The sequence below is a fragment of the Terrabacter sp. Root85 genome (assembly GCF_001429185.1).
Lineage (GTDB): Bacteria > Actinomycetota > Actinomycetes > Actinomycetales > Dermatophilaceae > Terrabacter.
On the sequence record NZ_LMIW01000001.1, the window covers coordinates 1,343,002 to 1,354,739 of the forward strand.

Annotated in this window: 5 protein-coding genes and 3 rRNA genes; all 8 read left to right on the forward strand. The window is 64.1% G+C overall.

What is annotated here, in order from left to right:
* The first annotated feature begins 2 nt into the window (after positions 1-2).
* The 8 genes from ASE25_RS23695 to rrf all read left to right on the forward strand — a co-directional run bounded on the left by ASE25_RS23695 (position 3) and on the right by rrf (position 11,737).
* On the forward strand, positions 3-1,052 hold the full coding sequence (locus ASE25_RS23695; RefSeq protein WP_304437912.1) for a carbohydrate ABC transporter permease: 1,050 nt from the start codon (positions 3-5) through the stop codon (positions 1,050-1,052).
* Positions 1,045-1,908, forward strand: a complete 864-nt coding sequence (locus ASE25_RS06240) for a carbohydrate ABC transporter permease (RefSeq protein ID WP_056823666.1) — start codon at positions 1,045-1,047, stop codon at positions 1,906-1,908. The genes ASE25_RS23695 and ASE25_RS06240 overlap by 8 nt, the downstream gene beginning before the upstream one ends.
* Before the next feature lie 38 nt (positions 1,909-1,946).
* Positions 1,947-3,176, forward strand: a complete 1,230-nt coding sequence (locus ASE25_RS06245; protein WP_056823669.1) for a Gfo/Idh/MocA family protein — start codon at positions 1,947-1,949, stop codon at positions 3,174-3,176.
* An 81-nt stretch (positions 3,177-3,257) separates the two neighbouring features.
* Positions 3,258-3,671, forward strand: coding sequence for a hypothetical protein (locus ASE25_RS06250; protein WP_056780846.1), 414 nt, complete (start codon positions 3,258-3,260; stop codon positions 3,669-3,671).
* A gap of 118 nt (positions 3,672-3,789) precedes the next feature.
* Complete coding sequence (locus ASE25_RS06255; protein ID WP_082622711.1) at positions 3,790-5,589, forward strand: ABC transporter substrate-binding protein; 1,800 nt, start codon at positions 3,790-3,792, stop codon at positions 5,587-5,589.
* An 899-nt stretch (positions 5,590-6,488) separates the two neighbouring features.
* Positions 6,489-8,013: ribosomal RNA gene (locus ASE25_RS06260) — 16S ribosomal RNA — on the forward strand.
* A gap of 398 nt (positions 8,014-8,411) precedes the next feature.
* Positions 8,412-11,541: ribosomal RNA gene (locus ASE25_RS06265) — 23S ribosomal RNA — on the forward strand.
* 79 nt (positions 11,542-11,620) lie between these two features.
* Positions 11,621-11,737: ribosomal RNA gene (rrf, locus tag ASE25_RS06270) — 5S ribosomal RNA — on the forward strand.
* Together the 16S, 23S and 5S rRNA genes form the textbook arrangement of a ribosomal RNA operon.
* Position 11,738: the final 1 nt, after the last annotated feature.

Genomic DNA, 11,738 nt, shown 5'->3' on the forward strand with positions numbered 1-11,738 from the left:
CCGTGGCGGGCGTGCTCACCGATAGGGAGCAGGCGTCGGGATCCGTCGGCGCGACCGCGCCCGGCGGCGCCCCGTCGGGGTCGGGGAGCCGGGGCGACACCCCGGCCCCCGGCCGCCGGCCCGGTCGACTCGGTCGGCCCGGTCGACTCGGTCGACCCGGTCGCGGCATGTCGCGGATGCGGCGCAACGACCTCTTCTGGGCGGCGGTCTTCATCCTCCCGACCCTGCTCGGCCTCGTCGTCTTCTACCTGTGGCCGGTCGTGCGCACACTGCTCATCTCCTTCACGGAGACGGGGCCGTTCGGTGGGTCGGAGTTCGTCGGGCTCGCCAACTACCGCGAGCTGTTCGGCGACGCGCGGCTGTGGGGGACGATGCTCAACACGCTGAAGTTCACCGTCGTCGCGCTGCTCGGCATCCCGGTGGCGCTCGTCATCGCGGCGTTGCTCAGCACCGAGGGCCTGCGGGGGGTGCGGATCTACCGCGCCCTCTACTTCCTGCCCGTGGTGACGATGCCGGCAGCGGTCGGCCTCATCTGGCGCACGCTCTACAACGGCGACGTCGGCGTCATCAACGCGCTGCTCGGGCTCGTCGGGATCGAGGGCACGAACTGGCTCTCCAATCCCGCGACGGCGCTGTATGCCATTGCCGCAGTGGGCATCTGGCTCAGCCTGGGCACGCAGATCGTCATCTTCCTCGCTGCGATCCAGGGCGTGCCGAAGGACCTCTACGAGGCGGCCGCGCTCGACGGCGCGGGCCGCATCCGGCAGTTCTGGTCGATCACGCTCCCGCAGATCAGCCCGAGCGTCTTCTTCATCTCGGTGCTCGCCGTCATCGGCGCGCTGCAGACGTTCGACCTCATCTTCGTCATGACCGGGCCGACGAACCCGGCCTACCCGCAGACCGAGACGATCGTCGCGCAGTTCTACCAGCGGGGCTTCGTCGAGAACCAGCAGGGGTATGCCGCCGCGATCGCCCTCGTCATCCTCGTCGTCATCGTCGCGGTGACCGCCCTGCAGTTCCGGCTCCAGAAGAAGTGGGTGCACTATGTCTGAGCTCGCGACCCGGCTCCCTCGCGCGCGGGGCCGAAAGCGTCTGCGCCGCAACCACCTCGGCGTGCACGCCGTCCTCATCCTCGGCTCGGTCGTCATGGTCGGCCCGTTCTTCTGGGAGGTCATGACCTCCCTCAAGACCCTCGGCGAGACGCTGACCGTGCCGCCGACGGTCTTCCCCCGCTCGCCCCGGTGGAGCAACTACGGCGACGTCTTCGACACGCTCCCCTTCGGCCAGATGTTCTGGAACAGCACGATCCAGACGCTCGGGCGGGTGCTCGGCCAGCTCGTGCTGTGCTCGATGGCCGGTTATGCCTTCGCGCGCTTCGAGTTCCGCGGCCGGGGCCTGCTCTTCGGCCTCTTCCTCTCGGTCCTCATGGTCCCGAGCCAGCTCTTCCTGCTGCCGCAGTACGAGATCGTGTCGGGCCTCGGCTGGCTCAACTCGCTCCAGGCGCTCATCGTCCCCGGCCTCTTCAGCGCCTTCGGCACGTTCCTGCTGCGCCAGTTCTTCCTCAGCCTGCCGCGCGAGCTCGAGGAGGCCGCCAAGCTCGACGGCGCGAACCACTGGCAGATCTTCACCCGGATCATGCTGCCGCTCGCCAAGCCGGGCCTCATCGCGCTCGCCGTGCTCGACGTGCTCTGGTCGTGGAACGACCTCATGTGGCCCCTCGTGGTCAACAACGACCCGACGAAGATGCCGCTGTCGGTCGGGCTCGCCTCGCTCATCGGCCAGTTCTCCGTCGACACGACGACGCTCATGGCAGGTTCCGTGCTCGCCACGCTGCCGGTGCTCCTCCTCTTCGTCGTGCTCCAGAAGCAGTTCATCCAGGGGATCGCGTTCAGCGGCTCCAAGGGCTGAGACCCTCGAACCACCACCACCCGGAAGGTGCCCCACCCATGACCGAGCAGCCCCAGCAGCCCGACCGGCCCGACCAGCCCGACCAGACCGACCTCCGCATCGCGATCATCGGCTTCGGCCTGCGCGCCAGCCTGGCGAGGTACGCCCACCGTCCCGGTGAGGGCAGCCGCGTCACGGTCGTCTGCGACCCGGCCGAACGGGGCCGCGCGGACGCCGCGGAGCGCATCGACGGCGTACGCCTCGTCGACGGTCTCGACGAGCTGCTCGCTCCCGACGTGCGCGCCGACATCGACGCGGTGCTCGTCCTGACGCCCGACCACGCGCACGCCGAGCACGCCGTGCGCACCCTGGAGGCCGGCATACCGACGTTCGTCGAGAAGCCGCTCGCGACGAGCGTCGCCGACGCCGACCGGGTGCTCGAGGCCGCGCACCGCACGGGCACGCGGCTCTACGTCGGGCACAACATGCGGCACATGCCGGTCGTCCGGGCGATGCGCGACGTCATCGAGGCGGGAACGATCGGCGAGGTCAAGGCGGTCTGGTGCCGGCACTTCGTCTCGGCGGGTGGCGACTACTACTTCAAGGACTGGCACGCCGACCGGCGCAACACGACGGGTCTGCTGCTGCAGAAGGGCGCCCACGACATCGACGTCATCCACTGGCTCGCTGGCGCCTACACGCGGCGGGTCAGCGCGGTCGGCGCCCTCGCGGTCTACGGCGACGTCACCGACCACCGCGACAACTCCGACCGGCGGATGGCCGACTGGTACTCCCTCGACAACTGGCCGCCCACCGAGCAGCGAGAGCTCAACCCGGTCGTCGACATCGAGGACATCTCGATGGCGAACCTCGTCCTCGAGGGCGGGGTGCTCGCCAGCTACCAGCAGTGCCACTTCACGCCGGACTACTGGCGCAACTACACCGTGATCGGCACGACGGGCCGGCTCGAGAACTTCGGTGACGGCCCCGGCGCGCTCGTCAAGGTGTGGACCCGCCGCACCGACACCTACCGCGACGACGCCGACGAGGTCATCGAGATCCCGGCGGCCGACACGACGGGTCACGGCGGCGCCGACCCGCTGCTCATCGCCGAGTTCGTCCGCTTCGCCCGCGACGGCGGCCCGACGATGACCTCGCCCGTCGCGGCGCGTGAGGCCGTGGCGGCCGGGGCCTCGGCGACGACGTCGCTGCGCACCGGCGGTGGCGCGGTCGACGTGCCGGCGCTCGACCCCGCCCTCGTCGCCTGGTTCGAGGGCGGCCAGGCCTGAGGGGTATCAGCGGCGGGACCGGCGCCCTCTGAGGCGTAGGGGTCCGTGGCTCGAGCGGGCCCGTTCCCCGAAGGACGACCCATGAGCGTCACCGACGTCTTCCCGCTGATCAAGGCACCAGATGCCTGGCCCGTGCCGGTCGTCGCCACGGTCGCCATGGTCTGCCTCGCGGGGCTCGACCTGCTCGGGGCGGTCCTGGCCAAGGAGTGGGCCGAGAACGGCAGCGTGCGGGCGCTCGTGCTCGGCGCAGGCGCCTTCCTCGTCCTCTTCTGGGTGTATGCGTCGTCGCTGAGGTACGCCGAGCTGGCTCTCGTGACGATGGGCTGGGTCGTCATGCTCCAGGTCGGGCTCGTCCTCATCGACCGCTGGCGCTACGGGGTGGAGCTGCCCACGGGCAAGTGGGTGGCCATCGGGGTCGTGCTCGTCGCGCAGGCCTATCTCGTGCTCGCGCCGGCGGCCGAGCAGGCGGGCGCCGCGGCGGCCTCCGGCGGCTAGACTTCCGACCACGGACAGGGGTGCTCCGGGTCGCCGTCGGTGCCACCTGCCACCGTGCTCTCCGTGCCCGCCGAAGTCCCGGGTCCGGTCTCCGGTCCGGGCGCCCCGAAGGAAGTCCATGCGTCGACGTCTCGTCCGCCCCACGGCGGTGGCGGCCCTCGGCGTGCTCGCGCTGGCCTCGGGTACCGCATGCACGACGAGCACCGCGACGCCCGCCCCCACGCGAGGCACGACGGCGAGCACGACCCCCACCGCGGCGCCGACGACCGCGGTCGCGCCGCTCGTCGTCGGGGCCGTCTTCGACCACACGACGCTCGACCCGACGCGGCAGTTCGACCGCAGCGGGGCGATGCTGACGCACGCGCTCTACGAGACCCTGACGACGCTCGACCCCGACGACCCGACCAAGGTCGTGCCCGGGATGGCCGAGTACACCCTGTCCCCCGAGGGCAGGTGGCTGACGCTGCGGCTGCGCAAGGGCCTCGTCTTCTCCGACGGCACACCGGTGACGACCGACGACGTCCTCTTCACCCTCCAGCGCGCGCGAGGGCTGTCCGGTCCGGCCGGCTCGATCCTCGGCACCGTCTCGGCGGTCAAGGTCGACGACCGCACCTTCACGCTCAGCTCTCCCGGCTCGAACTTCGCCCTGCCCGCGATCCTCGCCAACCCGGCCTTCGGCATCCTCAACGCGACGGCGGTCAAGGCGCACGGTGGCACCATCGGCCCCGGTGACGAGGCGAGCTCCTACCTCTCGCAGCACTCGGCGGGCTCGGGCCCCTACGTCATCAAGAGCGTCAGCGGCACCTCCGAGGTGCGGCTCGCGGCCAACCCGATGTGGTCGGGGCCGACCCCTGCCTTCCCCGAGATCGTCGTGCGCAACCTCGACGCGCGGCGGCAGCTGGCCGCCATCGGGTCCGGCAGCGCCGACCTCGTGCTCGACCTCTCACCGAGCCAGGCCGATGCAGCCACCGGCCGGCCGCAACGGTCGGCCGTCACGGTGACGACGATGCGGTCGAGCTCGCTCGTCTACCTCGCCCTCGGGCGCGACAAGGCCCTCAACCCGTGGACCGCCGACCCCGACTTCACCGAGGCGGTTCGCCGCGGCCTCGACCGTGAGGCGCTCGGCAGGGCTGCCGCGCCCGGGTCCATGCCCGCGGCGGGTCTCATCCCCGCCGGCATCGTCGGTGCCCTCGAGGACCTCGCGCCCTCGCCCGCCCCCACTGACGGCACCGACGGCACCGGGACCCCGACGCCCACGACGTCGACGACCTCGGTCACGCCGGCCCCGTCCTCGTCGGGCACCACGGCGACGCCCGACGGCATCCTCACGACCGGGGCGGACGGCATACCCACGCCCGTGGTGACGCTGCCCGTCGTGCCCCAGCGCGATCTCGCCGCGGCCAGGGCGGCGCTGCGCCGCTCCGGCTACAAGGGCCAGCCGATCCCCCTGTCGTATGCCGCCGACCTGCCCATCCAGGGCATCCCGACGAGCGCCCTGGCGGTGGCCGTGCGTGCGCAGCTCGCGCAGGTCGGCATCAAGGTGCAGCTCAACCCGGCGCCCGCGGCCCAGGCGGTCGCCGCCTACCGCAACGGGCGCACCGCGTTCAGCCTGTGGAGCTGGAACCCCGACTACCCGGATCCCGAGAACTACCTCGCCTTCGCGCCGGGCGAGCTCGTCGGGTCGCGCGCCGGGTGGGCACGTGGCACCGACACGCTCGTCGACGACCTCACCGAGGCGGCGCGTTCGTCGGTGGGTGACAACCGGGCGGGGGCGTATGCCGCCTGGCAGCTCGCGATGAACCAGCGCAGCCCGTTCGTCCCCCTCCTCCAGCCGTCGACGCGCTTCGCGAGCGGCGAGCGGGTCAAGGTCCTGCCGGGCAACCCGGTCTGGACCGTGGACCTCGCCCGGCTCGGCTGACCAGCCGACTCACGGCGGCTCTCCTCCGGGGGTGCTCTCCGCTGTCTCGGTGGGCTCTCGGTGGCCTCTCCGTGGGCTCGTCACGCGTGTCCGGACGGGCCTCCGGACGGCTCCGTGCAGGGCCTCGGGAGGGGGTCCGGAGGCCCGATTATGAGATCCCGGGGGATGCCCTGTAACGTTCTCTTCGTCAGCCCGACAGGGAGCACCGGACGCCACCGCTGAGCGAAACTTCGCTCGCGAAGTAGGCCGGTCCCGGGGTTGGCACCACAGAGAGAAGGACCGCTGGTTCGGTCTGATCGACGTGGGAGCCCGCGTGTCTGGCGTGGCCGGTTGGGTCTGCTCCTCGGAGCCGGCGCCGATTTGGACCAGCGCATCGAGGCGGGTAAGTTTTAAGGGTTGCCCCGGAGGCCTCCTCGTTGAGGTGGTTGATGGTGTGTGTCCGATTCTTGAGAACTCAACAGCGTGTCAAAAATCGATGCCAATTACCTCGTCCCGAGGCCTGGNAAGGGTTGCCCCGGAGGCCTCCTCGTTGAGGTGGTTGATGGTGTGTGTCCGATTCTTGAGAACTCAACAGCGTGTCAAAAATCGATGCCAATTACCTCGTCCCGAGGCCTGGTTCGGTCCACCGTCTGGTGGTCTGGGTGGGTTTTGGGCGAATTATCCTTTGGTTGAATTGAACTTCTAGCTTTTTGAGCTGGTTGTTCGACTTCAGTCAGGTTTTCGAGCCCTTCATGGGTTCAAAGTTTGCTCANGGTTTTGGGCGAATTATCCTTTGGTTGAATTGAACTTCTAGCTTTTTGAGCTGGTTGTTCGACTTCAGTCAGGTTTTCGAGCCCTTCATGGGTTCAAAGTTTGCTCACTGTTCTGGCCTTTCGGGGTTGGGGGTGGGTGTTTGAACATCAACGGAGAGTTTGATCCTGGCTCAGGACGAACGCTGGCGGCGTGCTTAACACATGCAAGTCGAACGGTGATGACGGGAGCTTGCTCTTGTYTGATCAGTGGCGAACGGGTGAGTAACACGTGAGTAACCTGCCCCAGACTCTGGGATAACCCCGGGAAACCGGAGCTAATACCGGATATGACACCAACCTGCATGGGTATGGTGTGGAAAGTTTTTCGGTCTGGGATGGACTCGCGGCCTATCAGCTTGTTGGTGAGGTAGTGGCTCACCAAGGCGACGACGGGTAGCCGGCCTGAGAGGGCGACCGGCCACACTGGGACTGAGACACGGCCCAGACTCCTACGGGAGGCAGCAGTGGGGAATATTGCACAATGGGCGCAAGCCTGATGCAGCGACGCCGCGTGAGGGATGACGGCCTTCGGGTTGTAAACCTCTTTCAGCAGGGAAGAAGCGAAAGTGACGGTACCTGCAGAAGAAGCACCGGCTAACTACGTGCCAGCAGCCGCGGTAATACGTAGGGTGCGAGCGTTGTCCGGAATTATTGGGCGTAAAGAGCTTGTAGGTGGTTTGTCGCGTCTGCTGTGAAAATCCGAGGCTCAACCTCGGACTTGCAGTGGGTACGGGCAGACTAGAGTGTGGTAGGGGAGACTGGAATTCCTGGTGTAGCGGTGGAATGCGCAGATATCAGGAGGAACACCGATGGCGAAGGCAGGTCTCTGGGCCATTACTGACACTGAGAAGCGAAAGCATGGGGAGCGAACAGGATTAGATACCCTGGTAGTCCATGCCGTAAACGTTGGGAACTAGGTGTGGGTCTCATTCCACGAGATCCGTGCCGCAGCTAACGCATTAAGTTCCCCGCCTGGGGAGTACGGCCGCAAGGCTAAAACTCAAAGGAATTGACGGGGGCCCGCACAAGCGGCGGAGCATGCGGATTAATTCGATGCAACGCGAAGAACCTTACCAAGGCTTGACATACACCGGAATCACTCAGAGATGGGTGCGTCTTCGGACTGGTGTACAGGTGGTGCATGGTTGTCGTCAGCTCGTGTCGTGAGATGTTGGGTTAAGTCCCGCAACGAGCGCAACCCTCGTTCTATGTTGCCAGCACGTCATGGTGGGGACTCATAGGAGACTGCCGGGGTCAACTCGGAGGAAGGTGGGGATGACGTCAAATCATCATGCCCCTTATGTCTTGGGCTTCACGCATGCTACAATGGCCGGTACAAAGGGCTGCGAAACCGCGAGGTGGAGCGAATCCCAAAAAACCGGTCTCAGTTCGGATTGGGGTCTGCAACTCGACCCCATGAAGTCGGAGTCGCTAGTAATCGCAGATCAGCAACGCTGCGGTGAATACGTTCCCGGGCCTTGTACACACCGCCCGTCAAGTCACGAAAGTCGGTAACACCCGAAGCCGGTGGCCCAACTGTTTACAGAGGGAGCCGTCGAAGGTGGGACTGGCGATTGGGACTAAGTCGTAACAAGGTAGCCGTACCGGAAGGTGCGGCTGGATCACCTCCTTTCTAAGGAGCAACTCGCCCAGGCCGTCATGGTCTGTGGCGCAGTGGCCTCGCCACCGACGTACGCTCGGTGGGGGGTGCTCAAGGGTGGAACATCGATTACTTGACACCGTCCTGGTGTCTCTCACAAGTACAAGCCGGCAGCTCCCCTCGCGGGGAGTTGCGTCCCCCTCCGGGGGGTGCGGCAGTGGAACGTGGGGGATGGCGGGTGCGGTGTCTGACACGTTGTTGGGTCCTGAAGGATCGGACGACACACGCCTGCCCTCGTTACGGCGAGGGGGTGTGTGTGGGCTGGTTTTTCTGGTTGTGGGCCTCATCGAGATCGCGAGCTGTGCTTGTGGTGGGTGTGGGGTGCCGGTTGTATTTTGAGAACTTCACAGTGGACGCGAGCATCTTTGTAGTGTCAAGTTTTTAAGGGCACACGGTGGATGCCTTGGCACCAGGAACCGAAGAAGGACGTAGGAATCTGCGATAAGCCTCGGGTAGTCGATAACCAGACTGTGATCCGAGGATTTCCGAATGGGGAAACCCGGCTGGAGGCAAGTCCAGTCACCCGCACCTGAATATATAGGGTGTGTGGAGGGAACGTGGGGAAGTGAAACATCTCAGTACCCACAGGAAGAGAAAACAACATGTGATTCCGTGAGTAGTGGCGAGCGAAAGCGGATGAGGCTAAACCGGGCGTGTGTGATAGCTGTCAGGCGTTGCACGTCCGGGGTCGTGGGACCCACCAACCAGTGCTGACATGCTGGTAGGGAGTAAGAAATCTGCGTCATAGTCGAAGAGCATTGAATGGCTCGGCATAGAGGGTGCGACCCCCGTAGACGAAATGGTGTGGACTCCCGGTGGATTTCCCAAGTAGCACGGGGCCCGAGAAATCCCGTGTGAATCTGGCAGGACCACCTGCTAAGCCTAAATATTCCCTGGTGACCGATAGCGGACAAGTACCGTGAGGGAAAGGTGAAAAGTACCCCGGGAGGGGAGTGAAATAGATCCTGAAACCGTGTGCCTACAATCCGTTGGAGCCTCCCGCCGTTGGGCGTGTGGGGTGACAGCGTGCCTTTTGAAGAATGAGCCTGCGAGTTAGTGCTCAGTGGCGAGGTTAACCCGTGTGGGGAAGCCGTAGCGAAAGCGAGTCCGAATAGGGCGTTTGAGTCGCTGGGTCTAGACCCGAAGCGGAGTGATCTACCCATGGCCAGGTTGAAGCGCAGGTAAGACTGCGTGGAGGACCGAACCCACTTAGGTTGAAAACTGAGGGGATGAGCTGTGGGTAGGGGTGAAAGGCCAATCAAACTCCGTGATAGCTGGTTCTCCCCGAAATGCATTTAGGTGCAGCGTCACGTGTTTCTTGCCGGAGGTAGAGCTACTGGATAGCTAATGGGCCTCACCAGGTTACTGACGTTAGCCAAACTCCGAATGCCGGTAAGTGAGAGCGTGGCAGTGAGACTGCGGGGGATAAGCTCCGTAGTCGAGAGGGAAACAGCCCAGATCACCAGCTAAGGTCCCTAAGCGTGTGCTAAGTGGGAAAGGATGTGGAGTTGCTGTGACAACCAGGAGGTTGGCTTAGAAGCAGCCACCCTTTAAAGAGTGCGTAATAGCTCACTGGTCAAGTGATTCCGCGCCGACAATGTAGCGGGGCTCAAGCACACCACCGAAGCTGTGGCATTGACATACTGCTCGGCACCGACACCTGCGGGTTCGGTGTCCAGGCGTGTTGATGGGTAGGGGAGCGTCGTGTGGCCAGGGAAGCGGCGGTGTGAACCAGCCGTGGAGGCCACACGAGTGAGAATGCAGGCATGAGTAGCGAATGACGGGCGAGAAACCCGTCCGCCGAATAACCAAGGGTTCCAGGGTCAAGCTAATCTGCCCTGGGTAAGTCGGGACCTAAGGCGAGGCCGACAGGCGTAGTCGATGGACATCCGGTTGATATTCCGGAACCGGCGAAGGACCGCCCATGACGAACCTTGTGATGCTAAGTGCCTGAAGCACGCCCACCGGACCTTCGGGTCCATCGGGTGTGTGGAGCGCACGACCCGATCTGGTAGTAGTCAAGCGATGGAGTGACGCAGGAAGGTAGCCTCCGCGTGGCGATGGTTGTCCACGTCCAAGGGTGTAGGGCGCGATCCAGGCAAATCCGGGTCGCATGAAGCCTGAGACCTGATAGTGACCGCGAATGCGGGAAGAGGGTGATCCTATGCTGCCGAGAAAAACTTCTAGCGAGGTTCGAGCCGCCCGTACCCCAAACCGACTCAGGTGGTTAGGTAGAGAATACCAAGGCGATCGAGTGAATCGTGGTTAAGGAATTCGGCAAAATACCCCCGTAACTTCGGGAGAAGGGGGGCCCTGATCGTGACGCCACTAGCTGGCTGAGCGTGATCGGCCGCAGAGACCAGGGAGAAGCGACTGTTTACTAAAAACACAGGTCCGTGCCAAGTCGCAAGACGATGTATACGGACTGACGCCTGCCCGGTGCTGGAACGTTAAGGGGACCGGTTAGCCTCACGGCGAAGCTGAGAACTTAAGCGCCAGTAAACGGCGGTGGTAACTATAACCATCCTAAGGTAGCGAAATTCCTTGTCGGGTAAGTTCCGACCTGCACGAATGGCGTAACGACTTCTCCACTGTCTCAACCACGAACTCGGCGAAATTGCACTACGAGTAAAGATGCTCGTTACGCGCAGCAGGACGGAAAGACCCCGGGACCTTTACTACAGCTTGGTATTGGTGTTCGGTACGGCTTGTGTAGGATAGGTGGGAGACTGTGAAGCCGTCACGTCAGTGATGGTGGAGTCAACGTTGAAATACCACTCTGGTCGTTCTGGATATCTAACCTCGGTCCGTGATCCGGATCAGGGACAGTGCCTGGTGGGTAGTTTAACTGGGGCGGTTGCCTCCTAAAAGGTAACGGAGGCGCCCAAAGGTTCCCTCAGCCTGGTTGGTAATCAGGTTTCGAGTGTAAGTGCACAAGGGAGCTTGACTGTGAGACAGACATGTCGAGCAGGGACGAAAGTCGGGACTAGTGATCCGGCGGTGGCTTGTGGAAGCGCCGTCGCTCAACGGATAAAAGGTACCCCGGGGATAACAGGCTGATCTTGCCCAAGAGTCCATATCGACGGCATGGTTTGGCACCTCGATGTCGGCTCGTCGCATCCTGGGGCTGGAGTAGGTCCCAAGGGTTGGGCTGTTCGCCCATTAAAGCGGTACGCGAGCTGGGTTTAGAACGTCGTGAGACAGTTCGGTCCCTATCCGCTGTGCGCGTAGGAAACTTGAGAAAGGCTGTCCCTAGTACGAGAGGACCGGGATGGACGAACCTCTGGTGTGTCAGTTGTTCTGCCAAGAGCACCGCTGATTAGCTACGTTCGGAAGTGATAACCGCTGAAAGCATCTAAGCGGGAAGCACGTTTCAAGATGAGGTTTCCAGGCCCGCGAGGGCGAGAGGCTCCCAGCTAGACTACTGGGTTGATAGGCCGGATGTGGAAGCACAGCAATGTGTGGAGCTGACCGGTACTAATAAGCCGATAACTTGACTTACAAAGATGCTACGCGTCCACTGTGCGGTTCCCGAGATACAAACGGGAACRCCACCCACTGATTGATATCTCCATAGAGTTTCGGCTGTCATAGCGAAGGGGAAACGCCCGGCTCCATTCCGAACCCGGAAGCTAAGCCCTTCAGCGCCGATGGTACTGCACTGGTGACGGTGTGGGAGAGTAGGACGCAGCCGGACA